Raw genomic sequence first — 26,809 nt, 5'->3', positions numbered from 1 at the left:
AGCAAAAAGTCACATCATTGCAATACAACCCCTTGCATTGAGGTAGTACATTTGCTGCTGGACAAACCCCCGCATCATGGATGCGGCACCGAGAAGTTTTCGACTTCTCAACATAATGTCTTTCGGGACAGGCAAATACGGCGACGGCGCAACACCGTCGTCGTTTTGCATTTTGCGCGCGGAAATTGTGGTGCGCGAAATTATTGAGCCACTACACTATTGCGCCAGAAACAGGAATACGGTTGGCTTCTTGTGAAAGTCCGGATGTTTGCCGGCCGCCAGGGCCGCCTTCCATTTGGCCGCGGTCTGGGTCTTGATGGTTTCTGAGGGCAGCGTCAAATCGGTGGCCACGCAAATCAACGTACTGGCTTGGCAGGCATTAGCCAGTGCTTCCAGAAATGCGCTATTGCGGTACGGCGTTTCAATGAACAACTGCGTCTGCTGTTCCTGGCGTGAACGCAATTCCAATGCCTTGATGCGTTTGCTGCGTTGTTCGGCGTCGGTGGGCAGGTAGCCGTTGAAGGCGAAGCTCTGGCCGTTAAGGCCGCTGCTCATGATGGCTAGCAGCAGCGATGACGGACCGACCAATGGCCGTACCTGAATCCCGTGTGCATGGGCCAGTCGTACCAGATTGGCGCCGGGGTCGGCGACTGCCGGCACGCCTGCTTCTGAGATCAGGCCGGCATCCTGGCCGGCCAGGATCGGCGCCAGCAAAGCAGGCAATGCGGCGCTGGCAGTGTTGACGTTGAGTTCGGCGATTTGAATTTCTTGCAATGGTTTGGCCAGCGACTGTGCCGCATCGATCAATTTCAAAAAGGCGCGCGTCGTCTTTGCATTTTCTGCGATGAAATAATCCAGCCGGGCGGTAAGCGCCTGTACTTCAAGCGGGATGATGGCCGCCAGTGCGGTAGCCGGAGGCTGTGTCAACCCGGCTTCGCTCTGGCCCAAGGTGTTGGGAATTAAATACAGGATACCTGGCATGTCGGTCTATCTTATGAAAAATGGAAAGGCGGCGCGGCGCAGCATACCGGTCAGTGCGATTAATGGCAAACCGGTCAGGGCAGTCGGATCGGTGCTTTCGATTTTTTCCAGGATGGCGATGCCCAGTCCTTCATTTTTTGCGCTGCCGGCGCAATCGTAAGGTTGTTCAATGCGCAAGTAGGCCTCCAGTTCAGCATCGGGGAGGTCGCGGAAGGTGACAAAGGTCTGGACATTTTCTATCTGCGCGGCTTGTCCGGCCTGGCTCTGCCGGCTATCCCACAAGCACAGGGCGGTGTGGAATATGACGCGGCGGCCACGCATCTTCCGCAGTTGCGCCAAGGCGTTTTCATGACTGCCAGGTTTGCCGATCTGCTCGCCATCCAGCGTGGCAACCTGGTCTGAGCCAATCACCAGTGCATTTGGCGCGGCCAGCGCCACCGTGCGGGCTTTTTCCTGGGCCAGGCGCAAGGCGGTGGCTTCCGGACTTTCGCCAGGAAGCGGTGTTTCGTCGATATCCGGCACTACCACCTCAAATGGAATTTGTAGCCGGGAAAGCAATTCTTTACGGTATCTGGAGCTGGAGCCGAGGATCAGTCGCGGCAGGAGTGGGGATGTTATGGGAGACGTGGTTTGTTGTAAAGAAGCCATGGTTTTCGTTAATTGAACGATTGCCCAACAATAAAATGCCGAGAAAGTGCGGAAATCGCGCTAACACTTTGACGAATAAGGGAAAAGGCTGTTATTATCGCAGGTTTTCCGGGTTCGGCTGGGTTCGGTCTTATTATGAGTGCTTTTGTCATCGACGCCTTTGAGTATTCGCGCCATAAAGAGCGCCGTGAAGGCGAAATCGCCGTGGCTGACTTGGGTCGCCTGGCCGATGAATCGGCAGACCGCTCCGGCTCTCTGCATTGGGTTCTGGTTGGCGGTGTCGATAACCTGGGGCATCCCCAGTTGACGATGTCGGTAACGGGCTCGATCAAGATCATGTGTCAGCGCTGCTTGACGCCGTTTGTCTTCGATATCGATGCGGAATCCGTATTGGTGTTGGCAAAAGATGAAGAAAGTGCAGATGCAATCGATGCGCTTCTTGATGATGACGAAATCGATGTCATCGTCGGCACTAAATCATTGAATATCGTTGAGTTGATTGAGGATGAGGCTTTGCTGGCCTTGCCGCTGTCGCCCAAGCATCCGGTTTGCCCGGACCAGTCTGCGCTGGATGGGCTGAAAAGCAGCAAAAAAGAATCGCCATTCGCGATGCTGAAGAATTTGAAGTAGCAGTAATTGCACGAGAAGTAATAAGGAATTGCGGTAAATTTGTTGCGCTGATTTTCACATGAATGTGATTCCGTGTGACTAAGGTGTGGCAATAGGTAGTAAAATCCGCGCACAAACGCGGCAGGAATATCCAGCCTTTCCCTGTTCTGAGGGTTGGATATGTTAAACTTTAAGATCTTAAGAAAGCAGGAGTTATCATGGCAGTTCAACAAAATAAGAAGACCCCATCGAAGCGCGGCATGCACCGTGCCCACGATTTTCTGGTTGCACCTCCGCTGGCTATCGAGCCAACGACCGGTGAAACACATCTGCGTCACCATATCAGCCCAAATGGCTTTTACCGTGGCCGTAAAGTGTTGAAGACCAAGAACGACGAGTAATTAATACTTGTTCTTGCGATGCAGGGTGAAGGCGGCGCGATGAGTTTTACTCAGCAGCGCCGTTTTTGTATGCGAATATCCTTGCGTCATTTTGAATCGCGCCCAATCTGCCTCATAATACGGCTTAGAGTAGGCACTGAATCAAAACAATGACAATCAAAATTTCTATCGACTGTATGGGTGGTGATCACGGCCCATCGGTTACCGTACCTGCTGCTATTTCATTTGCCAATCGCGAGCCTGAGGCCGAGTTGGTGCTGGTTGGTCTTGAAGAAGAAATTCGGGCGCAACTGAAAAAGCACAGGGCGAGTTCCCATCCGCGTTTATCGGTGCTGCATGCATCCGAAGTGGTGACGATGGATGATTCCATCGAAACTGCATTACGCCGTAAAAAGGACTCTTCAATGCGTGTCGCCCTGCGTCTGATTAAAGACCAGCAGGTGCAGGCGTGCGTCTCGGCGGGTAATACCGGCGCCTTGATGGCGGTTTCCCGTTATTTGCTCAAGACTTTGCATGGCGTCGACCGTCCTGCCATTTGTACTCTTCTTCCCAATCAAAAAGACCGTCCGACTTACATGCTCGACCTGGGTGCGAACGTTGACTGCGAAGCTCTGCATCTGCATCAGTTTGCATTGATGGGATCGGCCCTGGTGTCGGCCATGGAAGGCAAGCCGAGGCCGACGATCGGTTTGCTCAATGTCGGCGAAGAAGATATCAAGGGCAACGAGGTAGTCAAGCAGACCGCGGCATTGCTGCGCGCGGATCATGAAAAAGGTATCCTGAATTTCTACGGTAATGTCGAAGGCAACGATATTTTCGAAGGCACTACCGACATCGTCGTCTGCGACGGTTTTGTCGGCAATGTCACGCTCAAGGCGTCCGAAGGCCTGGGGCGTTTCGTCAAGACGGTATTGACGACGGAATTCAAGAGCGGCATTGTGAATATGCTGGGCGCAATCATCGCCCGCGGCGCCATCAAAGCGATCTCGCGCCGCCTGAATCCTTCGCGTTATAACGGCGCCAGCCTGCTTGGCTTGCGCGGGCTGGTTTTCAAGAGCCATGGCAGCGCCGATGCTTATGGTTACGAATGGGCTATACAGCGTGCATTCGATGCGGCCAAATATGATGTATTGTCTCGTATTGCGACCACGATTGCGGAGCTGATGCCGCAAGCCGATATCGCCTCCAAGCCTGCGGATGCAGGCGCCGGTGGCGCGTCCGGTGAAATCGTTAATACTGAATTAACCCAACAAAAGACAGCATGACTACATTTAGCAAAATTGTCGGCACCGGCAGCTATTTGCCGCCGAAGCGGGTGACCAATCAAGAGCTTACCGAGCAGCTCGCCGCGAAGGGGATCGAGACATCCCATGAATGGATTTTTTCGCGCAGCGGCATCGCAGCGCGCCACTATGCAGAAGCGGATGTGCAATCCAGCGATCTCGCCGTGGCAGCCGCCAAACAGGCGCTGGACATGGCGCGCATGCAGCCCGACGATATCGATCTGGTGATCGTCGCCACCTCGACCCCGGACTATTTCGGCGGCTTTCCGAGCACAGCTTGCGTGGTGCAGCAAAAACTCGGCATTACCAATGGCGGCGCAGCCTTTGATGTGCAGGCGGTGTGCAGCGGGTTTGTGTATGCGGTATCGATCGCGGACAGTTTTATCAAGACCGGCGTCCACAAGAACGTATTGGTAATCGGTACCGAGGTTTTTTCACGGATACTGAATTTTGAAGATCGCACCACCTGTGTCTTGTTTGGAGATGGCGCCGGCGCAGTGGTCATGTCCGGCTCCGCCGAACCTGGCATCCTTGCCACCAAGCTGCACGCCGATGGCCGCCACAAAGACATACTGTGCGTACCGGGCAAGGTGAATTCCGGTGCGGTTGAAGGTAGCGCTTTCCTGTACATGGACGGTCAGGCAGTCTTCAAGCTGGCGGTATCGGTATTGGAGAAAGTCGCCAACGAAACTCTGCAAATCGCCGGCATGTCGGCTGCCGAGATCGACTGGCTGATTCCGCATCAAGCCAACATCCGCATCATGCAAAGCACTGCACGCAAACTGGGCCTGGATATCGAGCGCATGGTGGTGACAGTCGACCAGCATGGCAATACTTCGGCAGCATCGATTCCGCTGGCGCTGGACCAGGCGGTGCGCGATGGCCGCGTCAAGCCTGGCCATAACGTCATGATGGAAGGTGTGGGCGGCGGCTTTACATGGGGCGCCATCCTGGCGCGCATGTAAGCCCCTGAGCGGCTTAGGCACTTTAACCCCCATATGGCAGGTTGCTGCCAGATCGCGGCTACACGCCAGCGTGTATTTAACAAATTTGATACCCAATTAGGTAATGCATGAATAAATTCGCATTTGTTTTCCCGGGTCAGGGTTCGCAGGCCATTGGCATGTTGAACGGTTTTGCCGATAACCCGGTGGTGAAAGACACGGTTGCAGAAGCTTCGGAAGCGCTGCAGTTCGATCTCGGCAAACTGATTGCCGAGGGACCGAAAGAAGAGCTGGATCTGACCACCAATACCCAGCCGGTCATGTTGACGGCGGCGGTTGCCTGTTACCGCGCCTGGCTGGCGGCAGGCGGCAAAGCGCCGTCGCTGGTGGCTGGTCACAGCCTGGGTGAGTATTCGGCGCTGGTAGCCGCGGGCGTGATTGCGTTCAAGGATGCGGTGCCGTTGGTGCGTTTCCGTGCACAAGCCATGCAGCAAGCGGTGCCGGTAGGGCAGGGCGGCATGGCTGTCATTCTCGGTTTGTCGGATGAGGACGTGCGCGCAGTCTGCCTGGCAGCCGCGCAAGGTGAGGTCGTCGAAGCGGTGAATTTCAATGCGCCGGCACAGGTGGTGATCGCCGGTCATAAGGGGGCGATTGAGCGCGCTTGTGTCGCAGCGAAAGAAAAAGGTGCAAAACGTGCCTTGCCATTGCCGGTATCGGCCCCATTTCATTCCTCGTTGTTAAAGCCTGCGTCGGATCGTTTGCGTGAATACATGCAGGATCTCACTTTCGCAGCGCCGCAAATCGCGCTGATCAATAACGTCGACGTGGCCATCGTCAGCGATCCGGAAGCCATCAAGAATGCGCTGGTGCGGCAAGCGGCCAGCCCGGTGCGTTGGGTGGAAACCGTGCAAAAAATTGCTGCCGAAGGTGTCACGCACGTGGTTGAATGCGGTCCGGGCAAGGTTCTTGCCGGGTTGACCAAGCGTATTAACGATACCTTGATCAGTGACATGATCGTCGATCAGGCATCGCTGGATAAGATGTTGGAGACACAGATGTTGGAGAGACTCAAGTGACAATACAAAATACAGATTCACAGAATTTAGCCGGGCAGGTGGCTTTGGTCACCGGCGCCTCGCGCGGAATCGGCCGCGCTATCGCATTGCAATTGCTCCAGCGCGGCGCCAAGGTGATTGGCACCGCAACCTCCGAAGCGGGTGCAGCGGCAATCACCGAATATATGGAAGCTAGCCAGCCGGGCCAAGGACGCGGTATTGTGTTGAATGTGAATGACGCTGCCGGTTGCTCGGCGGCAGTCGAGCTGGCGCAGAAGGAATTTGGCGGCCTGTCGATTCTTGTCAATAATGCAGGCATTACCCAGGATCAACTGGCAATGCGCATGAAGGACGAGGAGTGGGATGCCGTCATCGCCACCAACCTGACCGCTGTAGCGCGTTTGTCGCGCGCTGTCCTGCGTGGCATGATGAAAGCCAAGCACGGTCGCATCATCAATATCACCTCGGTAGTCGGCTCGGCTGGTAATCCGGGGCAAATGAACTATGCTGCGGCCAAGGCCGGCGTATCCGGCATGAGCCGGGCGCTGGCGCGTGAGATCGGCAGCCGCAACATTACGGTCAATTGCGTAGCGCCCGGTTTTATCGATACCGATATGACCAAGGACCTGGGCGAGCAGCAACATGCTGCACTGCTGCAACAGATTCCGCTGGGACGGCTGGGTGCTGCAGATGATGTGGCGGCGGCAGTGGTTTTCCTGGCATCGCCACAAGCCGGCTACATCACGGGCACTACTTTGCACGTGAATGGCGGCATGTACATGAGCTGAAACGGGCTTGCGGTTCCGGGCTTATGCCAGAGTTAAGTCGGAGTTAAATCAGAGTTAAATGTAAGTAGTGCCATTTAGTACCAATTTAGAAGCTTTTGACATGGTTTTGTTAAATCTTAAAGACTAATGTCGAAAGTAAATTTTCAATGCGCAAACCTGCTAAAATGCGCGCACTTTCTGTAACCTAATGGAGGCATCACATGTCCGATATCGAACAACGCGTTAAAAAAATCGTCGCTGAGCAACTGGGCGTCGCAGAAGCTGACATCAAGATCGAATCGTCGTTTGTCAACGATCTGGGTGCTGACTCACTCGACACGGTTGAACTGGTGATGGCACTGGAAGATGAGTTCGAAATGGAAATCCCTGACGAACAAGCTGAAAAGATCACTACAGTGCAACAAGCTATTGATTACGCTAAGGCCCACGTTAAGGCTGCCTAAGCAAGCTTTGAATGTATCCAGGAGAACCGCTTGAGCCGCACACGTGAACGCCGCGTTGTGATAACTGGCCTGGGTTGCATTTCACCGGTCGGCAATACGATTGCCGATGCGTGGAGTGCGATTATTGCAGGCAAATCAGGGATCGCAGCCATCACCAAGTTTGATGCCTCCGCTTTTTCCACGCGTTTTGCGGGAGAAGTGAAGGGCTTCAATATCGAAGATTACATTCCTGCCAAAGAAGCACGGCATATGGATACTTTTATCCACTATGGCATGGCGGCAGGGATGCAGGCGATGCAAGACAGTGGCCTGGAAGTAACTGAAACTAATGCTGAGCGGATAGGCGTCATCATCGGCTCCGGTATTGGTGGTTTGCCGTTGATCGAAGAAACGCATGCCGAACTGACCGCTCGCGGTCCGCGCCGGATTAGCCCGTTCTTCATCCCGGCATCGATCATCAACATGATTTCAGGCAATCTGTCGATCAAATACGGTCTTAGAGGACCGAATCTGGCGATCGTGACTGCTTGTACTACAGGCTTGCATTGTATCGGTGCTGCCGGCCGCATGATTCAGTACGGCGATGCCGATGTGATGATTGCCGGCGGTGCGGAGTCAAGCGTGTCGCCGTTGGGCGTCGGCGGTTTTGCGTCAGCGCGTGCGTTGTCAGCGCGTAATGACGATCCCGCCACGGCTTCGCGTCCGTGGGACAAGGACCGGGACGGTTTCGTATTAGGTGAGGGCGCCGGTGTACTGGTGCTTGAAGAATACGAACATGCCAAGGCGCGCGGCGCCAAGATTTATGCGGAACTGCTCGGCTTCGGCATGAGCGGCGACGCCTATCACATGACTGCACCTAGCCTGGATGGCCCGCGCCGTTGCGTCGGCAACGCCTTGCGCGACGCTGGCGTCAATGCCGACCAGGTGCAATACCTGAACGCGCATGGTACTTCGACACCATTGGGCGACAAGAATGAAACCGAAGCGATCAAGGCGGCTTTCGGCGACCACGCTTATAAGCTGGTGGTGAATTCGACCAAGTCGATGACCGGACATTTGCTGGGTGGGGCAGGTGGCCTGGAGTCGGTATTCACGGTGTTGGCTTTGCATAATCAAATCTCGCCGCCGACGACCAATATTTTCAATCAGGATCCTGAATGTGATCTCGATTACTGCGCCAACACGGCAAGGGACATGAAAATAGACATCGCAGTCAAAAATTCATTCGGCTTTGGCGGCACGAATGGCACCCTGGTTTTTGGCAAAATTTAAAATTTTGCTACAGGCTTCGAACCGGTCTCCGTGGAGACCGGTTCGAATTTCGTTTTAAAATCTCATGATGTCGATCGCCCTGTCCGCCGTAATCCGGCCATCCAAGGTGATGTCTGCGTTGGTGGGCTTGCAGTGCCTGCTGGCCGGTTCGGTTGGCATCCTGATTGCCGCCGGCGCTGTCGGCGATTTACCGTTATCCGAGCGCCTTGCTCTGGCCGCGCTGTGTTTGTCAGCGGCTATTTACGGAATAACGCGCTACACTCGTAGCAGGAAAGCAGTTCAAATCAATATTTCCGGAAGCGGTCATATCAGACTTGTCGATATGGCAACAGCAAAGACCGTACCTGCCGCGAAACAAATACCATTGCCAGTGAAATTGCTTGAAGGCACTACTCTCTGGTCACATTTACTGCTGCTGCGCCTTCGATTGGATAGCGGCTCGGTCCGAACAATCGCTATACTGCCTGATAGTGTTTCTAACGATACTTTCAGAAGATTATCCGTGGCATGTCGCTGGATTGCGTCGCGCACGGATCAAACGGGGCCTGCTGGATTAGATAATGAATAAGCATTTTCTTGAACTTTTGTCATTGCTTACTATCTATTCCGGCGCGCTCATGCAGGTCGCAACAAAACAAGGGAATGGGGATTGACGACAGAACGCGAAATTGATCAACTGCTTGTCGAGCGCGTACAGCGTGGCGATAAGAAGGCGTTCGAGCTTTTGGTTATTAAATACCAACGCAAGCTGATGCGCCTTGTGTCGCGGCTGGTACGCGATCAGGCAGAAGCTGAGGATGTTGTGCAGGAAGCCTTTATCAAGGCGTACCGGGCGCTGCCTCAGTTTAGGGGCGACTCGGCCTTCTATACCTGGTTGTACCGGATTGGCATAAATACTGCTAAGAATTATTTGGTGACCCAGGGGCGCAGGGCTCCCACCTCGACAGAAGCAAATTCTGAAGAAGCAGAAACTTTTGACGATGGCGAGCAACTAAGGGATATAAACACCCCGGAATCTTTGCTGGCCACCAAGCAGATTGCGCAAACCGTGAATACTGCGATGGAGGCTTTGCCGGCAGAGTTGCGTACGGCGATTACCTTACGTGAGATAGAGGGTTTGAGTTATGACGAGATTGCTGAGGCAATGGGATGTCCGATAGGAACGGTGCGCAGTCGGATATTCAGGGCACGGGAAGCTATCGCAGAGAAGTTGAGGCCGTTGCTGGATACGGCCATCGACAAACGTTGGTAAAAAAACGTTAAAAAAAGATAGTGGTTTTTCGGGAACGAAGGGGTTGGCCTGGTTTTAAGGTGACATATGAATACCAAAGATATAACCCAAGAGCAGATTTCTGCCTTGGCTGACGGGGAGTTGTCCAGCGCCTATGTGGATATGGCATTGGCTGCTTTGCGTCAAACAGAAGGTCGCGACACATGGGACGTCTATCACGAGATAGGCGACATCATGCGTTCGGATGATATGGCGTTGACCATGAGTCCGGATTTTTTCAGCCGCATGTCGGCGCGGCTGGAAGCTGAGCCTGCGATTATTGCAGCGCCTTTGGCCGCCACTTCGCAGCCAGCCGAGCATCTCGCTGCCGGTGGCGGCCAGTCCATGCGCTTTGGCATGACGGGCGGCGTCGGACGTTCCATCAAGCGCTTTGCCTTGCCGGGTATGGCTGCTGCGGCTGTAGCTGCCGCGGCTTTCATTATCACGCCGCAAACGGCGGTGGTCGGCGGTCCGGCGTCTAATGGCGCGGCAACGTCGCAACTGGCCCTGGCTTCGGCGCCTGCTGTCAGCGACGATCACGCAGTTACGCGTAACGGAGAAGTGTTACGGGATCCACGGATGGATGAATATCTGGTGGCACATCAACGTTTCTCTCCTTCCCTCTATAGCGCTGCGCAATACGCGCGGCCGGCCACATACGCACCTGATGTTAATAACTAATATGCGGCAGACGCGGGTCTTGCTAGGAGTTGTTCTGTCGCTGGTCATGGTGCTTTCCGCGCAAGCGGAAAGCACCGATGGCGCTGCGGCTGCAAATGCAGCTGACAAGCAGGAGGCGCAGACGCTGCTGAAAAAAATCCAGTCGGCGGCGCAAAGACTGAATTATTCCGGCACTTTCATCTATCAGCAGGCGAACCAGATACGCACGTCGCGTATTACGCACATGCTGGATGGGCGGAATGAAATAGAAAAATTGGAAATCCTCGATGGCCAGCCGCGTGAATATATCCGGCGTAACGAGGATGTCACCTGTTATATGCCGGAGATCAAAACCAAGATAGTCGAGAGGCGCGTCACCCAAGACGGTTTCCCTGCCATTTTGGCGGCGCTGCCGGCCGATCTGACCGATTATTACAATGTGAAAATGGGTGAGACCGGACGTGTTGCCGGTTTTGATTGCCAGGCCGTGCTGCTGGAACCCAGGGACAACATGCGTTATGGTTACAAGCTCTGGGCAGAAAAAAAGTCCGGCTTGTTGTTACGGGCGCAAACGCTGAACGGCAAGAATGAAATCATCGAGCAGATTTCATTTACCCAAATTGCCATAGGTAATATCGATCACAATCAATTGAAGCCGAGCTTTGGCAACACCAATTCCTGGCATGCCGAGAGCAGCGTAATCAATCCGTCCAATCTGAACGAGTGGACGGTGACCGGCATGCCTCCGGGTTTCAAGAAGGTACGCGAGCTCAAGCGTATGGTGGCAGATGCGCCGGCCGCGAAGAGCGCGCCCGGTACACCTGCAACGCGGCGCGAGGTTTCGCAGCTGATTTTTTCGGACGGACTGGTGGCGATTTCCATATTTATCGAACCGGGCAGTCAAAGCCGTACGGAAGGATCCTTGCAACAGGGAGCACTGAATATCGTGGGTAAGCGCCAGGGGGAATACTGGTTGACGATTGTTGGCGATGTGCCGCCGGCGGCGATGCGGCAGGTGGCGAATTCAATTGAACTCAAAAACAAATAAAACTTATATGACTATGAAAATGCCAGGTCTGGCTCGTTACGTTTTGTCTGCTATGGCTATCAGTGCCGCGGGTGCCGTTGGCGTCACAGCGACCGTTTTTGTTCCCTCCATGATCGGCGTCGGGCCCCAGGCGATCGCCGCGCCGGTATCCGGATTGCCGGATTTTACCGACATCGTTGAAAAGACCGGCCCGGCGGTAGTCAATATCCGCACCACGGAAAAAATCAAGGCAGGTTCCGGCCAGGGTGATTCAGACGATCCTAGCGACGCCGAGATGCAGGATTTTTTCCGTCGTTTTTTCGGTGTTCCTGTTCCCAATACGCCGCGTCAGGCGCCGTCGCCACGCGGCCGCAAGGCTGAGCCCAAGTCGCAGGAAGAAGTGCCGCGCGGCGTAGGTTCCGGTTTCGTGATTTCGGCCGACGGCTATGTCATGACCAATGCGCACGTGATCGACGGCGCCAGCGAAGTGTATGTAACGCTGACCGACAAGCGCGAATTCAAAGCCAAGGTGATAGGCGCTGATACACGCAGCGACGTCGCCTTGTTGAAAATCGACGGCGCCAATCTGCCACGCCTGACAATCGGCGATTCCGACAAGATCAAGGCCGGCGAATGGGTGCTGGCGATCGGCTCGCCGTTCGGCCTGGAAAATACTGTGACCGCCGGCATCATTTCGGCAAAAGCGCGCGATACCGGCGATTACCTGCCATTGATCCAGACCGACGTTGCCGTCAATCCCGGCAATTCCGGCGGGCCGTTGATCAATATGCGTGGCGAAGTGGTTGGCATCAACTCGCAAATCTACAGCCGCTCCGGCGGTTTCATGGGAATTTCGTTTGCGGTGCCGATTGATGAAGCCATGCGCGTCTCGGACCAGTTGAAAACAACGGGTAAGGTGACTCGCGGCCGGATTGGCGTACAGATCGGCGAAGTGACCAAGGATGTGGCTGAATCGCTGGGCTTGCCCAAGGCTGAAGGCGCGCTGGTCGCCAGAGTCGAGGCGGATGGCCCGGCGGCCAAGGCTGGCTTGCAGGCTGGCGACATCATCTTGAAATTCAACGGTGTGGCAATTGAGAAAGCGAACGACTTGCCGCGTCTGGTCGGCAATACCAAGCCAGGAGCGCGCGGCACGATCAGCGTCTGGCGCAAAGGCAGCAGCCGCGACTTCCCGATCGTGATCACGGAACTGGTGGCCGACAAAATCGCCTCCGATGACACTCCGAAGCCGAAGAAAGAGCCGCAGGTTGCCAATGCGCTCGGCCTGATCGTCAGTGATTTGACCGACGCCAAAAAGAAAGAGTTAGGCGCCGATGGCGGCGTGTTGATCGAGTCGGCCGAAGGTAGCGCCGGGCGGGTCGGCCTGCGTGCCGGCGACGTGGTGCAACGCTTGAACAATACCGATATCAAGGATGCCAAGCAGTTCAACGCCCTGGTTGCCAAGCTGGAGCCGAAGAAAATGGCCGTGCTGCTGGTGCGTCGCGGCGAGTCGTCGCAATTCGTGCCGTTGCGTCCAGGTAACTGATCGCGCTGTTCGTTATCGTCCGGAGCTGCAGGCCGTCGAGGCTTGCAGCTTTTTGTTTTTACCGGTCTTGGCTTGCCAGGCAAGCCTGTCTTCAGAGATTCCGACGCAATCATGTCAAAAATCCACTTTACGCTGTATAGCCGCTCTTACTGTCATCTTTGCGAGGACATGCTGCAGGCGTTGCTGGCTTTGCGAGCGCCTGATGAAAGCGACGCCGGCTGGTTTGAGGTGGAAGTGATCGATGTCGATGATCATCCCGATCTGGTGGCCAGGTACGATGAGTTGGTGCCCGTACTTTCTGGAAGCAAGGATGGCGGGGCGCCGATGCAACTTTGTCATTATTTTCTTGATGTTGAATTGGTAAGGAAATTTTTAAGCGAAGGCGGCTAAGGAAGTGGCCGACAACGTAGTTGAATCACTCCCCGCCACGCATCAATGTATAAATGTAAATATGATATTTATATTTTCTAAGTGGCAATAAATTTCACATACTCCCGCCAGGAAAGATAAAAAGAGACTCTTGCAGCCCATGCTTTAAGGTGTTTTTAAGATACTTGTAGGAGTATGTAGATGAATCGCTTTCCTTGTTATACTGGAAGGCAATATCTTCAGCCCTTTGATTTGTCGGTTTTCCCCTCTGAAATCCGGTAAAATGGCGGCACTGAATAACCTGTCATAAAAGGCGCTTGCCTGGGACACTAGTGCAGTGTTTCGCACCTGCCGGCACATGAAAGTTCGTCTTTTTGCCCCATACGTCGTTGCGCATCCTCGCGATAGTTCGCTATCGCTACGGCGCGCGCCTAGTCTGGAACAAAAATCCTCCACTTTTATTCGTGCCGCCAAGTACGGAACACCACACTGAGCCCGGCTCAGAGCGCCTTTTTTGTAATCGCGTCTGTCAATGAACAACATCCGTAATTTCTCCATCATCGCCCACATCGACCACGGTAAATCTACCCTGGCGGACCGTATCATCCAATCTTGCGGCGGCTTGTCCGATCGTGAGATGGAGGCGCAGGTACTCGACTCAATGGATATCGAGCGCGAGCGCGGCATTACGATCAAGGCCCAGACCGCTGCGCTGTCCTATAAAGCGCTGGATGGCCAGATTTATAATTTGAACCTGATCGATACGCCTGGCCACGTCGACTTCAGCTACGAAGTCAGCCGTTCGCTGTCCGCCTGCGAAGGCGCGCTGCTGGTGGTCGATGCTTCGCAAGGCGTGGAAGCCCAGACTGTGGCTAACTGCTATACCGCACTGGATCTCGGCGTGGAAGTGGTGCCGGTCTTGAACAAGATCGACTTGCCTTCTGCAGATCCGGATAACGCGATTGCTGAAATCGAAGACGTGATCGGGATCGACGCCCATGACGCCGTCCATTGTTCGGCCAAGACCGGCCTGGGCGTACGTGAAGTGCTGGAATCGCTGATTGTCAAAGTGCCGCCTCCGAAGGGCGATCCGGACGCTCCTTTGCAAGCGCTGATTGTCGATTCCTGGTTCGATAACTACGTCGGCGTCGTGATGCTGGTGCGTATCAAGAACGGTACTTTGCGTCCTAAGGACAAGATCCTGCTGATGGCCACAGGCTCTCAGCATCTGACCGAAAGCGTCGGTGTGTTCACGCCTAAATCGCAGTCGCGCGAATCGCTGTCCGCCGGCCAGGTGGGTTTCATCATCGCCGGCATCAAAGAATTGAAAGCCGCCAAGGTCGGCGATACGGTAACGCTGGCGTCGAAGCCTGCCGCCGAAGCGTTGCCTGGCTTTAAAGAAGTGCAGCCGCAGGTGTTTGCCGGCTTGTTCCCGGTCGAAGCGAACCAGTACGATGCGCTGCGCGATTCGCTGGAAAAGCTCAAGCTGAACGACGCCGCCCTGCAATACGAACCTGAGGTATCGCAAGCGCTGGGCTTCGGCTTCCGCTGCGGCTTCCTCGGTTTGCTGCACATGGAAATCGTCCAGGAGCGGCTTGAGCGCGAGTTCGACATGGACTTGATCACCACCGCGCCTACCGTGATTTACGAAGTGGTGAAGCGCGATGGCACCATCATGCTGGTGGACAATCCATCGAAGATGCCCGATCCGTCCAATATCGAAGAAGTGCGTGAACCGATCGTTACCGTCAATTTGTACATGCCGCAAGAGTATGTGGGCTCGGTGATCACACTGTGCACCCAGAAGCGCGGGCAGCAGGTCGACATGAGTTATCACGGCAAGCAAGTCAAGCTGACCTATGAAATCCCGATGGCTGAAGTGGTGCTCGATTTCTTCGATCGCCTGAAATCGACCTCGCGCGGTTATGCCTCGATGGACTACGAGTTCAAGGAATACCGCTCGGCCGACGTGGTCAAGGTCGACATGCTGATCAACAGCGAAAAAGTCGACGCGCTGGCGATCATCGTGCATCGCGCCAACAGCCAGTACCGCGGCCGTGCGGTCGCTGCCAAGATGCGCGAGCTGATCCCGCGCCAGATGTTCGACGTCGCGATTCAGGCGGCGATCGGCGCCAATATCATTTCGCGTGAAAACGTCAAGGCGTTGCGCAAGAACGTGCTGGCAAAGTGCTACGGCGGCGATATCAGCCGTAAGCGTAAATTGCTGGAAAAGCAGAAGGCCGGTAAAAAACGGATGAAGCAGGTGGGTTCAGTGGAGATCCCGCAAGAAGCATTCCTGGCAATCTTACAAGTGGATGAAAAATGACATTGCAATCAATTTTAGGAAATTTCGCGTTAATTCTGTTTGTCTTGACCATTGTCACCGGCATCATCTGGTTTTTTGATCGCTTCTACCTGGGCAAACAACGGCGCGCCAAGGCCGATGCCGCCCTGGCCGAGTTCGATGCCCGCAATGCCAAGCTGAATGCCGACGGCATCAAGCTCGAGGCCAGCGGCCGCGCCGCGCTGGAAGCCGACCTGTTGCGTCAGCCGACCTGGGTCGAGTACTCCGGCAGCTTTTTCCCGGTCATCGCGATGGTGTTCTTCTTGCGTTCGTTCTTGTACGAGCCGTTCAAGATTCCATCCAGCTCGATGGTGCCGACGCTGCTGGTAGGCGACCTGATCCTGGTCAATAAATTCACGTATGGTATCCGTCTGCCGATCCTGAATAAAAAAGTGATCGAGATGAACCAGCCGCAGCGCGGCGACGTGATGGTGTTCAAATATCCCAAGGATATGTCGCTCGATTACATCAAGCGCGTGGTTGGGGTGCCCGGTGATAAAATAACATACCGAAACAAACGTTTAACAATTAACGGTAAAGCTCTTTCTTATGCGCCGTTGCCGGATTACCTGAATGAAGACAGCTTGGATTACTCCCAGCAATTCACGGAAAGCCTGTCAAACGTGCAACATACGATCGCAGTGCGCAATGGCCGGCCGCCGATTTCGCTGGAAGGTGTGATGGATTTTCCTGACAAAGGCGCCTGTTCCTATAATCCGGAAGGATTTACCTGTACCGTTCCTGCTGGCAATTATTTCATGATGGGGGATAATCGGGATAACAGCGAAGACAGTCGCTACTGGGGATTTGTACCGGATCAGAATATTGTCGGAAAAGCATTTTTAGTCTGGATGAATTTGGGTAATTTCAAGCGTATCGGCACTTTCTTTAAATAAACCATTGCGGAGTCAGGGATGACAAGAATTTCCGGATCTACACGGAAGCAGCAAGGCATTACTTTATTCGGCTTGATCGTTATTTTGGCGGTTCTCGGCTGTATCGGCGTACTGGTGGCCAAGGTGACGCCGACTACGATCGAATATTTTTCTATCAAAAAAGCGATAGCCAGCGCCAGGACGGCCGGCACCACGGTACAGGAAATCCAGAACGCGTTTAACAAGCAAGCCGAGGTTGGTTATATCGATGCGATTTCAGGCAAAGACCTGGAGATCACGAAGGATGGCGACAATATCCAGATCAGTTTTTCGTACCAGAAAAAAATCCCGCTGGTCGGACCTGTCAGCTTGTTGATCGATTATGCGGGCAGCACTGCGAAGTCTTGATCAGTATTGAATGCAGCATTGAAGCATGCGTTGAAAAATCAAAGCGGACGACAACCGTAAACGTCGAAGAGTCGAAGAAGAAAATGGACCTCATGTTATTGCAGAATCGGCTAGGCCACACTTTTAAGGATGCTACTTTATTGCAGCAGGCCTTGACGCATCGCAGCCATAGCACCTTGCATAACGAGCGGTTGGAGTTCCTCGGCGATTCGATTCTGAATTGCGTTGTCGCCTCATTGTTGTTCGACCGTTATACCAAGATAGACGAAGGTGATTTGTCGCGGGTGCGCGCCAATCTGGTCAAGCAGCAATCATTGTATGAAATCGCCCAACGGCTGGAGTTGTCGCAATTCTTGCGGCTGGGTGAAGGCGAGTTGAAATCCGGCGGGTTTCGCCGGCCTTCGATTTTGGCCGATACGCTGGAAGCGCTGTTCGGCGCGATTTTCCTGGATGCCGGCTTCGATGCCGCACGCGATGTGATCCGTGCTTTATATATCCCGATCCTGGATACCGTCGATCCCAAGACATTGGGTAAAGATGCAAAGACCCTGCTGCAGGAATACCTGCAAGGGAAGAAAATCGCCTTGCCGCAATACAATGTCGTGGCTACTCACGGCGCTGCGCACAATCAGGAATTTGAAATCGAATGCCTGGTGCCTAAACTGGATATACAAGTATTCGGCAATGGCGGCAGCCGCCGCGCCGGTGAGCAGGCAGCTGCCAAGCTGGCGCTGGAAGCAGTGCAAAAAGCATTTGTGAAAGCACCTGCGGCGCCACGCAAAGCCAAGCCGCGCACAGCGCAATTGAAACTGAGCGGTATTGCGACGATTCAGCCGGATGCGCCGGAAGCGTCATTGGATGTCGTAAGCAAACCTGCCGCACCGGTCAAGGATAAAGGCCCGGCGGAAGCAACCGCGGCGGTAGCAGCGGTAAAGGCATCTGCCAAGGCACAGGTGCCAGCCGTTAACGGAAGTGTAGGTACTGCGGGCGGTGCCGAAGCAGCCGCGCCATCCAAAACAAGCAATGCGGCCAACGCCGCTACAGAAACCGTCGCCGCAAGTAGCGTGGCCACGGTAGCAACCCCTTCTAATGCAACACCCCATACCACGAGTAAATCGAAAACCGCATGACAGACTCTACACCCCAGGCATCGACTAACGCCGCAACTGATTTCCGTTGTGGCTACATAGCTATTGTCGGTCGCCCCAACGTAGGCAAGTCGACCCTGATGAACGAGCTGATCGGCGCCAAGGTCAGCATTACGTCGCGCAAGGCGCAGACCACCCGTCATCGGATTACCGGGATTCAAACCGTGGCCGACACGCAGTTTGTGTATGTCGATACGCCAGGCTTCCAGACGCGCCACTCGAATGCGCTGAATAAAACGCTGAATCGCACCGTGACTACGACGCTGACCGCGGCCGACGTCATTTTGTACATCATCGAAGCCGGTACTTTTGGTCCGGCCGACCAGCAAGTGATGGCTTTGTTGCCGGCTAATGTGCCTTGCATCCTGGTCATCAACAAGTCGGATCGCGTCAAAGACAAGGCCGTGCTGCTGCCATTTGCGCAAAAAATCGCTGCCATGCGCGATTTCGCCGCGGTGGTGCCGGTGTCGGCCAAGCTGCGCTTCCAGCTGGATAATCTGCAAGGTGAAATCCGCAAGCATCTGCCGGCAAATCCGCCGATGTTCGGTGAAGACGATATTACCGATCGCAGCGAAAAATTTCTTGCAGCCGAGATCGTGCGCGAGAAGGTATTCCGTTTTGTCGGCGATGAGTTGCCTTATACCAGCACCGTCCTGATCGAAAAATTCGAACTTGAAGGCAACCTGCGCCGGGTGTTCGCGGCGATCCTGGTTGAGCGCGATACCCACAAATCGATGGTGATCGGGCAGAAGGGCGCCCGCCTCAAGGATATTTCAACGCAAGCGCGGCTGGATATGGAACGCCTGTTCGGCGGCCCGGTGTACCTGGAAATCTGGGTCAAGGTTAAATCCGGCTGGGCCGATAACGAAGCCGGATTGCGCGCCTACGGCTACGAATAAGCCAGAGAGCATGAACGCGATCATCGCTGACGACAGCACCGGAGAAGCCGCCCTGCCGCCAACCGTGGCTGAAGAGCAGGTGATCGCGGTTATCAGCGACGCTGTTCCTGCCTCTACTCCTGCTTCTACTACAACTTCTGCCAGCCCGCCGAAACGCCGGGCCAAACCACTCGATACCCGCGTCACCGCCCAACCCGGCTTCGTACTGCACAGCTACCCGCACCGTGAAACCAGCCTGATCATCGATGTCTTCAGCCGCGATTACGGCCGTATCGCCCTGGTTGCCAAGGGCGCCAAACGTCCTTTGTCAAAATTGCGCGGCGTGCTGCAAACCTTCCAGCCCTTGTCGCTGAGCTGGAGCGGCAAATCCGAAGTTCGCACCTTGATCGCCGCCGAATGGGTAGGCGGCATGCTGCCGCTGGAAAAATCGGCATTGCTATGCGGTTTCTACCTGAATGAACTGCTGGTCAAACTGGTGGCGCGCGACGATCCGCACGCGATATTGTTCGACCACTACGTCACCACCCTGAATCAGCTGGCGCACCAGGAACCTGCGCCGATCGTGCTGCGCCAATTCGAAAGAGCATTGCTCAAGCAGACCGGAGTGGCCGGCGATTTCACCCGCTGCACCAGCAGCCGCCAGCCGGTCGATCCCGCAGAAAGCTACGTAGTCGATCCCGAACGCGGTCCACGCCTTGCGCGGGCGGCCGATTCCTGGCCGCGCGTCAGCGGCAAGACCTTGCTGGATATGGAACGGGAAGACTACAGCGACGTCGTCACGCAGGCCCAGAGCAAGGTGCTGATGCGCTTTTTGCTGGCCCATCATCTGGGTGGCGCGCCATTGAACACGCGGCAGATACTGATCGACCTGATGCAGCTGTAAAGGTATTGATGATTAGTCCTGAATATTGATTTTTGATGAAAATTTCCCACTGGCCCAACTATATCAGCGTTGCCGTCGCGGCAGATTTAGTGCAATCTTGATATCCGACAAAACCAATCCCATTACCCGAGCATACGATGAGCTATCTCAACCCCACATCGTCGATCATCGACCTTGGCATCAACATCGATCACGTCGCCACCTTGCGCAATGCGCGCGGCACCACCTACCCCGATCCGCTGCAAGCGGCACTGCAGGCGGAAGAAGCGGGCGCCGATGTCATCACTTTGCATTTGCGCGAAGACCGGCGCCACATCAAGGATGCCGATGTTGAAATCATCCGGCCGCAATTGCGCACGCGGATGAACCTGGAAGCGGCGGTAACTCAGGAAATGATCGATTTTTCCTGCAAGATCAAGCCGCAGGATTCTTGCCTGGTGCCGGAACGCCGCCACGAGCTGACCACTGAAGGCGGCCTGGATGTCGTCAGGTATTTCACCCAGGTGCAAGCGGCGGTGCGTCAATTGCAGGCCGAAGGTATTCGCGTCAGCCTGTTCATCGATCCTGAAGCCGATCAGATTCAAGCCGCTGCGGAAGTTGGCGCGCCCGTAATCGAACTGCACACCGGGCGTTATGCCGAAGCGCACGACGAAGCCGGACAGCGCAGCGAACTGGAGCGCGTGCAAATAGCGGTGCAGGAAGGCGTCAAGCGCGGCCTCAGGGTCAATGCCGGACATGGCCTGCATTACACCAATACCCAGGCAATTGCCGCGATTCCCGACATCGCCGAGCTGAACATCGGCCACGCCATCGTGGCGCATGCCGTGTTCGTCGGCTGGAAAGCTGCGATCAGCGAAATGAAAGCCTTGATGGTGAAAGCGCGTCTGGGCAAATAGAAAGGCTCGCGATGATTTATGGCATCGGCACGGACATCATTCAGATTCCTCGGATAGCGGCCGCGCTGCAGCGTAACGGTGACCGCTTTGCGGAAAAAATCCTTGGTCCGCAAGAAATGGAAAAATACCTGTCTCGCAAAGCCAAGGTGGAGGCGCGCGGCATCCGTTTTCTGGCGACGCGTTTTGCCGCCAAAGAGGCTTTTTCCAAAGCCCTCGGGCTAGGCATGAAGATGCCGATGACCTGGCGTGCCATGCAAACCTTGAACGCGCCCAGCGGCAAGCCGATCGTAGTGGTCAACCCGGCGCTGGATGAATACATGCAAAAGAATGGCTTGACCGCTCAGGTATCGATTACCGATGAGGTGGAATACGCGGTCGCCTTCGTTATTGTGGAGAAGAGATGAGTTGTAGCTTAGGTAGTGGTTTAAGCAACGTGGTGAATGATCATGCCGTAAGCCAAGCGGCACCAGGCCCGGTCATGCTGGACGTGGTCGGCGCGAGTTTAAGCGCTGACGATATCCGTCGCATCCAGCATCCGCTCACCGGCGGCGTAATCCTGTTCACACGCAATTACCAGGACCGTGCCCAGCTTGCCGCGCTGACCGCGGCGATTCATGCGGCACGTCCCGGCATATTGATTGCGGTCGACCACGAAGGCGGCCGGGTGCAACGTTTCAGGACCGACGGCTTTACCCGTTTGCCGGCGATGCGCCTGCTCGGGCAGCAATGGGATCGCGATGTGCTAGGCGCGGCCAAGGCAGCGACCGCGGTTGGTTTCGTGCTGGCCAGCGAGTTGCGCGCCTGTGGTGTCGATCTGTCGTTTACACCGGTACTCGATCTCGATTTCGGCGAGTCCAGCGTGATCGGCGAACGCGCTTTCCATCGCGATCCGCGCGTGGTCACCCTGTTGGCGAAGAGTTTGAATCACGGCCTGGCGCTGGCCGGCATGGCTAACTGCGGTAAGCATTTCCCCGGTCATGGCTACGTGCAGGGCGACTCGCACCTGTCGTTGCCGATCGACGATCGTAGTTTGGCGCAGATCATGGAAGAAGACGTCAAACCCTACGGCTGGCTCGGCATGAGCCTGGCGGCCGTGATGCCGGCGCATGTGATTTATTCGAAGGTGGATAAGCACTCAGCCGGCTTTTCCAAGAAGTGGCTGACCATCTTGCGCAACGATATCGGCTTCAACGGCGTGATCTTCAGCGACGATCTGAGCATGGAAGCAGCCAGTTCTGCCGGCGGCGTACTGGATGGCGCCAAGGCGGCTTTGGCGGCCGGTTGCGACGTGGTCCTGATTTGCAATTCGCCGGACAAGGCTGATCAGCTGCTGGCCGGGTTAAGCGTAACTGGCGACGAGTCGGCAGCATCCCGTGCGCGCCTGGCAGCCCTGGTGCCGCAAACCGCGGCATTGGATTGGGATACGCTGCAAACCGACGCGGATTACCTGGCTGCCAGGTCGCTGGTGCAATCATTGTCATGATGGATGGGATGATCGAGAGCCTTGCATCATGACTGAAGCTGAAAATCCGGAAATCCCGGAAAATCCCGAGATCCCCCAGATTCCAGATCCGCGTGCAGTGGTGCTGGAAACCGTCGCCAAATTGCCGAATCTGCCCGGTGTGTATCGTTATTTCGATGCCGCCGACAACATCCTGTATGTCGGCAAGGCGCGCGATCTGAAGAAGCGGGTATCCAGCTACTTCCAAAAAAATCTTGCCAGTCCGCGCACCGCCATGATGGTCGAGCGCATCGCCCGGCTGGAGACGACGGTAACGCGCAGCGAAGCCGAAGCCTTGATCCTGGAAAGCAATCTGATCAAGTCTTTGCAGCCGCGTTACAACATTCTTTTCCGTGACGATAAATCCTATCCCTACCTGAAGATCAGCGGCCAGGAAACCCCGCGCATGGCTTACTATCGCGGCGCCGTCGATAAAAAAAACCAGTATTTCGGCCCGTTTCCGAGTGCCTGGGCAGTCAAGGAGTCGATGCAGATCTTGCAGAAGGTGTTCTTGCTGCGAACCTGTGAAGACAGCGTCTTCGCAAATCGCACCAGGCCTTGTTTGCTGCACCAGATCCAGCGCTGCAGTGCACCCTGCGTGAATCTGATCAGCCATGAGGATTACCTGTCCGATGTTGATAACGCCGCCAAGTTTTTGCGCGGACGGCAAACCGAAGTATTGACAGCCCTGGAGCAAAAGATGCACGCCTATGCCGCCGAGCTGAAATTCGAGCAGGCGGCGGTGGTGCGCAACCAGATCACCGCGTTGTCGCGCGTGCTGCATCAGCAAAGCATGGAAACCGTGGGCGACAGCGATATCGATATCGTGGCCGTCATCGTCCAGGGCGGACGTGCCTGCGTCAATCTGGCGATGGTGCGCGGCGGCCGCCATTTGGGCGATCGCGCGTATTTCCCTAGTCATGTCGAGGGTGCGTTGTCGAACCCGGAAGAAGTGCAGGGCGAAACCATAGAACTTGCCGTGCTCAAGGCTTTCCTTGCGCAGCACTACATCGATACATTCATTCCCGGGACCTTGATCCTGAATATCGAGTTCGACGAGCCGGCGCTGATGGTGGCGCTCATGGAGCAATGCGGCCATCGCATCAACCTGCTGTTCCAGCCGCAAGGACAGCGCCGCCAATGGCTGGAGATGGCGCACAAGGGCGCTGAAATTTCCCTCGCCAGATTGTTGTCGGAGCAGGGCTCGCAACAATCCCGGACGCGGGCGCTGGTCGACGTGCTGGGTCTTGAAGTCGAAGACATCGACAGTTTGCGCGCCGAGTGTTTCGACATCAGCCATACCTCAGGCGAGGCGACCCAGGCATCTTGCGTGGTGTTCCACCATCACGCCATGCAAAACGGCGAATACCGGCGCTATAACATCAAGGACATCACACCTGGCGACGACTATGCCGCGATGCGCCAGGTGCTGATGCGGCGTTACGAGAAAGTGGCTAACGGCGACGGCGTCATGCCCGATATCGTGCTGATCGACGGCGGCAAGGGCCAGGTTGAAATGGCGCGCCAGGTGCTGGCCGAACTGGGGCTGGATATCAGCCTGATTGTCGGTGTCGCCAAAGGCGAAGGGCGCAAGGTCGGGCTGGAAACGCTGATCTTCGCCGATGGTCGGGCCGCCCGCGAGCTGGGCAAGGAATCTGCAGCCCTGATGCTGATTGCCCAGATTCGCGACGAGGCGCACCGCTTCGCCATCACCGGCATGCGCGCCAAGCGCGCCAAGGCCCGCCAGAGCTCGCGGCTGGAAGAGATCGAAGGGATCGGCGCCAAACGCCGCCAGAAGCTGCTGGCGCGCTTTGGCGGCTTGCGCGGCGTGGCGGATGCCAGCATTGAGGATATTGCCTCGGTCGAGGGCATTTCGCGTGTGCTGGCAGAGGAAATCTACAAGCAGCTCCATTGAGACTAATGTTGCGTGTTGGGGGGCATTGCTTATTGCTTTTGCAGGTTTTGTTTCCCAACTGCTGCATACTCCTAGATAATTAGAACATGAACAGTTGGCTCCTTAACTATAAAACTATTTATGCCATTTAATTTTCCGATTTTACTGACTTGGTTGCGGGTGGCCTTGATCCCGCTGGTGGTCGGTGTTTTCTACCTTCCCGATCTTGGTTTTCATGGTTTTTCAATATTGCAGCTGGGCCTGGCTTCGACCATCATTTTCATCGTCGCTGCAGTGACCGACTGGTTCGACGGTTTCCTGGCGCGGCGCTGGAACCAGACTTCCGCTTTCGGCGCGTTCCTGGATCCGGTCGCAGACAAGCTGATGGTCGCCGGCGCCTTGCTGGTGCTGGTGCATCTGCAGCGGGTCGATCCAATCATCGCGTTTGTGATCATCGGCCGCGAGATCGCCATCAGCGCCTTGCGCGAATGGATGGCGCAAATCGGCGCATCGAAATCGGTGGCGGTCAGTTCGATCGGCAAAATAAAAACCACCGCACAGATGGTCGCCATCCCGATGTTGTTGTATTATGGCGACCTGCTTGGCATTGACACCCGTTTCTGGGGGCAAGTGCTATTGTTGATTGCAGCGGTGTTGACGGTATGGTCCATGTTTTACTATTTGCGTAAGGCCTGGCCGCTGATCAAGGAAAGTACCGCTGCAAAAGAAAACAACAAGCAGTGAAGTGAAGTCGGTGTTTTGAAAAAAAAGATGACGAAAATTTTTCGAAATTATTGACAAACTCTGTAGATCAACTATAATGTCGTCTCTGTAGTTGATGCAGAAAAAGAAATACATGCGGGAGTAGCTCAGTTGGTAGAGCGCAACCTTGCCAAGGTTGAGGTCGAGAGTTCGAGACTCTTCTCCCGCTCCAGATTCAAAAAAGGAAGCTGGAAAAAGCTTCCTTTTTTTATGTAAAATCAGTAGCTGGCCATGTTGGTTGAACGAAGTTGATTCAGCTAATATTATTTTGATTTTGCAGTAAGCAGCATACCTCTGGCGGGGTAGCAAAGTGGTTATGCAGCGGCCTGCAAAGCCGTTTACGCCGGTTCGATCCCGACCCCCGCCTCCAGTTTTTTTTCAATGAAATCAATTACTTACAGATTTAATTGCTTTTAAATACTGTGTTTATATGCAGTATAAAGCAGTTCAAAACAGTGGCCGACCACACTTTTTGTGCGGGTGACCACACCTCAAACGGCTTGTTTGCCGTTGACAAATAGATGGTACCGAGACGATTATTCGTCAATGTCTACTATCAAACAACTCCCATCTGGCAATTTCCAGCTTCGCGTCACTAACAAGCTGCTGCCCACCGATTTCTACTCTACGTTTACATCACGCGAAGAAGCTCAGGCATACGGCGATCGTCTCGAAGCGCTGCTGAAGCAAGGCGTCGTCCCTGCAGCACTACTAGAAAAAAAAGTCACACCTACATCGTGGATGGTCTCGCGATGCATTGCTGAGTACGTCAAGGCCGGTGAACCGCAGGGGTCCGACATCAAAGTGCTTGAGACAGTGATGCCGACCATGGTCCACGAGTCGACCGCAGGTCTGACTTATCAGTGGTGCGAGGACTGGCTGAATCGACTAAAGCGGGAAAACAACTTAGCGCCGTCAACAATCAGACATCGTGTCGGAGCGCTTAAAAGGTGCTTTGACTGGATGCTGCGGAAGCATCCGGACATCCTGGCGTACAATCATCTTTCGCAGTTCAAGGTTGGGTATGCAACATACACTGCGGAAGACGAGCGCATCCTTGCGCTTAAAGGCAAGCAGAAAAAGGAAGATATAGAGCGAGATCGTCGACTGGGAGAGAACAAAGACGACGAGGATGAAGAGCAGCTTGTGCTGGCTGCGATGAAAGACATGCCGCACGAACGAACTTTTTTTAACCTTGCGCTCGAAACTGCAATGCGCATGCGCGAGATGTACACACTCGATGTCTCGCAGATAAGCCTGCCAAAACGCACGATTCATCTGACCAGGACCAAAAATGGAGACAATCGGCAGGTGCCGATGTCATCTGTTGCGATACCGCTCATGCGCGACTATCTGCATACATATGCAGCGGACATCAAGGCCAGAAACGGCGTGGCTTTCCCGTATTGGAACGGAGTAAGGGATGAGAAAAATATGGCTTCGACGACAAGCCAGACCTCTCGCATCTTTCATGAAGTCTTCGAAGCAGCAAAGCTGGAGGATTTTGTTTTCCACGATCTGCGTCATGAAGCAACATGCCGATTGTTCTTGCGCACAAAATTTTCAGACATACTGATCGCGAAGGTTACGGGTCACAAAGACCTGCGAATGCTTAAGCGATATGCAAGCCTTCGCGGGTCCGACATGGCTGATGGGATGTGGTAGTCAATGCGGTAAGTCTGGCAGCACTGGACGCGGTTTAATGCGGCCGTGCGCCGGCTTCACGACGACGTGACCTATGATTGGCGGCGATTTCCGGCGCCTGGCTTGGTTTTCCCCCGAGCCTGTCAGATTTTCTGTGTGAACGGGGTTATGAAATAATACCGAAAGGGAAATTCCATGACCGACGTAATGACCACAAAGAAACCGAAGAAGCAGAAAGCACCTAGCCTCATCCCCGTTGATC

The 26,809-nt window shown here is 54.9% G+C and carries 28 protein-coding genes and 2 tRNA genes; 28 read left to right on the top strand and 2 right to left on the bottom strand.

Annotated elements, in window-relative coordinates; translation table 11 throughout:
* Positions 1-216 precede the first annotated feature (216 nt).
* A complete protein-coding gene (locus tag KHU29_RS18570; protein ID WP_211454590.1) occupies positions 217-981 on the bottom strand; it encodes an SAM-dependent methyltransferase in 765 nt (254 codons plus the stop codon).
* 6 nt (positions 982-987) lie between these two features.
* Positions 988-1,629: a Maf-like protein gene (locus KHU29_RS18565; RefSeq protein ID WP_281416154.1), complete on the bottom strand. Its 642-nt coding sequence runs from the start codon at positions 1,627-1,629 to the stop codon at positions 988-990.
* 135 nt (positions 1,630-1,764) lie between these two features.
* Here KHU29_RS18565 and KHU29_RS18560 point away from each other — a divergent pair, with 135 nt between their 5' ends.
* The 28 genes from KHU29_RS18560 to KHU29_RS18425 all read left to right on the top strand — a co-directional run bounded on the left by KHU29_RS18560 (position 1,765) and on the right by KHU29_RS18425 (position 26,568).
* The gene (locus tag KHU29_RS18560) at positions 1,765-2,259 is read left to right on the top strand and encodes a YceD family protein (protein WP_211454588.1); all 495 of its coding nucleotides are present in this window, start codon (positions 1,765-1,767) and stop codon (positions 2,257-2,259) included.
* Positions 2,260-2,456: 197 nt separating this feature from the next.
* The gene (gene rpmF, locus KHU29_RS18555) at positions 2,457-2,639 is read left to right on the top strand and encodes a 50S ribosomal protein L32 (RefSeq protein WP_014006864.1); all 183 of its coding nucleotides are present in this window, start codon (positions 2,457-2,459) and stop codon (positions 2,637-2,639) included.
* A 149-nt stretch (positions 2,640-2,788) separates the two neighbouring features.
* Positions 2,789-3,904, top strand: a complete 1,116-nt coding sequence (gene plsX / locus KHU29_RS18550; protein ID WP_211454586.1) for a phosphate acyltransferase PlsX — start codon at positions 2,789-2,791, stop codon at positions 3,902-3,904.
* A complete protein-coding gene (locus KHU29_RS18545) occupies positions 3,901-4,887 on the top strand; it encodes a beta-ketoacyl-ACP synthase III (protein ID WP_211454584.1) in 987 nt (328 codons plus the stop codon). Before plsX ends, KHU29_RS18545 begins: the two co-directional genes overlap by 4 nt.
* Positions 4,888-4,994: 107 nt before the next feature.
* Positions 4,995-5,942: an ACP S-malonyltransferase gene (fabD, locus tag KHU29_RS18540; RefSeq protein ID WP_211454582.1), complete on the top strand. Its 948-nt coding sequence runs from the start codon at positions 4,995-4,997 to the stop codon at positions 5,940-5,942.
* On the top strand, positions 5,939-6,709 hold the full coding sequence (gene fabG, locus KHU29_RS18535) for a 3-oxoacyl-ACP reductase FabG (RefSeq protein ID WP_211454580.1): 771 nt from the start codon (positions 5,939-5,941) through the stop codon (positions 6,707-6,709). Before fabD ends, fabG begins: the two co-directional genes overlap by 4 nt.
* A 200-nt stretch (positions 6,710-6,909) precedes the next feature.
* Positions 6,910-7,152 (top strand): acyl carrier protein, encoded by a 243-nt coding sequence (gene acpP, locus KHU29_RS18530; RefSeq protein ID WP_038487422.1) that lies wholly within the window; start codon positions 6,910-6,912, stop codon positions 7,150-7,152.
* 30 nt (positions 7,153-7,182) lie between these two features.
* Positions 7,183-8,424 carry a beta-ketoacyl-ACP synthase II gene (gene fabF / locus KHU29_RS18525; protein ID WP_211454578.1) on the top strand — a complete coding sequence of 414 codons (1,242 nt, stop codon included), beginning with the start codon at positions 7,183-7,185 and terminating at the stop codon, positions 8,422-8,424.
* A 64-nt stretch (positions 8,425-8,488) separates the two neighbouring features.
* Positions 8,489-8,992: a flagellar hook-length control protein gene (locus KHU29_RS18520; protein ID WP_211454576.1), complete on the top strand. Its 504-nt coding sequence runs from the start codon at positions 8,489-8,491 to the stop codon at positions 8,990-8,992.
* An 81-nt stretch (positions 8,993-9,073) separates the two neighbouring features.
* A complete protein-coding gene (gene rpoE, locus KHU29_RS18515; protein WP_211454574.1) occupies positions 9,074-9,676 on the top strand; it encodes an RNA polymerase sigma factor RpoE in 603 nt (200 codons plus the stop codon).
* Between the two features lie 66 nt (positions 9,677-9,742).
* Complete coding sequence (locus tag KHU29_RS18510) at positions 9,743-10,375, top strand: sigma-E factor negative regulatory protein (RefSeq protein WP_211454572.1); 633 nt, start codon at positions 9,743-9,745, stop codon at positions 10,373-10,375.
* A gap of 1 nt (position 10,376) precedes the next feature.
* Entirely contained in the window at positions 10,377-11,402 is a 1,026-nt protein-coding gene (locus tag KHU29_RS18505; RefSeq protein ID WP_211454634.1) for a MucB/RseB C-terminal domain-containing protein, read from the top strand.
* Between the two features lie 7 nt (positions 11,403-11,409).
* Positions 11,410-12,924, top strand: a complete 1,515-nt coding sequence (locus KHU29_RS18500) for a DegQ family serine endoprotease (protein WP_211454569.1) — start codon at positions 11,410-11,412, stop codon at positions 12,922-12,924.
* 42 nt (positions 12,925-12,966) lie between these two features.
* Positions 12,967-13,314 carry a glutaredoxin family protein gene (locus KHU29_RS18495; protein ID WP_343216073.1) on the top strand — a complete coding sequence of 116 codons (348 nt, stop codon included), beginning with the start codon at positions 12,967-12,969 and terminating at the stop codon, positions 13,312-13,314.
* A 511-nt stretch (positions 13,315-13,825) separates the two neighbouring features.
* On the top strand, positions 13,826-15,619 hold the full coding sequence (lepA, locus tag KHU29_RS18490) for a translation elongation factor 4 (RefSeq protein WP_211454567.1): 1,794 nt from the start codon (positions 13,826-13,828) through the stop codon (positions 15,617-15,619).
* A complete protein-coding gene (lepB, locus tag KHU29_RS18485; RefSeq protein WP_211454565.1) occupies positions 15,616-16,533 on the top strand; it encodes a signal peptidase I in 918 nt (305 codons plus the stop codon). Before lepA ends, lepB begins: the two co-directional genes overlap by 4 nt.
* Positions 16,534-16,551: 18 nt before the next feature.
* Complete coding sequence (locus KHU29_RS18480) at positions 16,552-16,920, top strand: DUF4845 domain-containing protein (RefSeq protein WP_211454563.1); 369 nt, start codon at positions 16,552-16,554, stop codon at positions 16,918-16,920.
* A gap of 83 nt (positions 16,921-17,003) precedes the next feature.
* Positions 17,004-18,050 (top strand): ribonuclease III, encoded by a 1,047-nt coding sequence (gene rnc / locus KHU29_RS18475; RefSeq protein ID WP_211454561.1) that lies wholly within the window; start codon positions 17,004-17,006, stop codon positions 18,048-18,050.
* Entirely contained in the window at positions 18,047-18,967 is a 921-nt protein-coding gene (gene era / locus KHU29_RS18470; RefSeq protein ID WP_211454559.1) for a GTPase Era, read from the top strand. The genes rnc and era overlap by 4 nt, the downstream gene beginning before the upstream one ends.
* A 10-nt stretch (positions 18,968-18,977) precedes the next feature.
* Positions 18,978-19,850: a DNA repair protein RecO gene (gene recO / locus KHU29_RS18465; protein ID WP_211454557.1), complete on the top strand. Its 873-nt coding sequence runs from the start codon at positions 18,978-18,980 to the stop codon at positions 19,848-19,850.
* A 137-nt stretch (positions 19,851-19,987) separates the two neighbouring features.
* Positions 19,988-20,746 carry a pyridoxine 5'-phosphate synthase gene (pdxJ, locus tag KHU29_RS18460; protein WP_211454555.1) on the top strand — a complete coding sequence of 253 codons (759 nt, stop codon included), beginning with the start codon at positions 19,988-19,990 and terminating at the stop codon, positions 20,744-20,746.
* Positions 20,747-20,757: 11 nt separating this feature from the next.
* Positions 20,758-21,150 (top strand): holo-ACP synthase, encoded by a 393-nt coding sequence (gene acpS, locus KHU29_RS18455; RefSeq protein WP_211454553.1) that lies wholly within the window; start codon positions 20,758-20,760, stop codon positions 21,148-21,150.
* Between the two features lie 74 nt (positions 21,151-21,224).
* The gene (gene nagZ / locus KHU29_RS18450) at positions 21,225-22,229 is read left to right on the top strand and encodes a beta-N-acetylhexosaminidase (protein WP_211454629.1); all 1,005 of its coding nucleotides are present in this window, start codon (positions 21,225-21,227) and stop codon (positions 22,227-22,229) included.
* 28 nt (positions 22,230-22,257) lie between these two features.
* A complete protein-coding gene (gene uvrC / locus KHU29_RS18445) occupies positions 22,258-24,162 on the top strand; it encodes an excinuclease ABC subunit UvrC (protein WP_211454551.1) in 1,905 nt (634 codons plus the stop codon).
* A gap of 120 nt (positions 24,163-24,282) precedes the next feature.
* Complete coding sequence (gene pgsA / locus KHU29_RS18440) at positions 24,283-24,885, top strand: CDP-diacylglycerol--glycerol-3-phosphate 3-phosphatidyltransferase (protein ID WP_211454549.1); 603 nt, start codon at positions 24,283-24,285, stop codon at positions 24,883-24,885.
* A 114-nt stretch (positions 24,886-24,999) separates the two neighbouring features.
* Positions 25,000-25,075: transfer RNA gene (locus tag KHU29_RS18435), tRNA-Gly, on the top strand.
* A 124-nt stretch (positions 25,076-25,199) separates the two neighbouring features.
* Positions 25,200-25,273: transfer RNA gene (locus KHU29_RS18430), tRNA-Cys, on the top strand.
* A gap of 176 nt (positions 25,274-25,449) precedes the next feature.
* Positions 25,450-26,568, top strand: a complete 1,119-nt coding sequence (locus KHU29_RS18425; RefSeq protein ID WP_211454546.1) for a site-specific integrase — start codon at positions 25,450-25,452, stop codon at positions 26,566-26,568.
* The last annotated feature ends 241 nt before the right edge of the window (positions 26,569-26,809 follow it).

The organism is Collimonas antrihumi, from assembly GCF_018304965.1.
Classification (GTDB): Bacteria; Pseudomonadota; Gammaproteobacteria; order Burkholderiales; family Burkholderiaceae_D; genus Collimonas; species Collimonas antrihumi.
The sequence above is the reverse complement of the archived record's forward strand: the minus strand, read 5'-3'. Positions and strand labels throughout refer to the sequence as shown.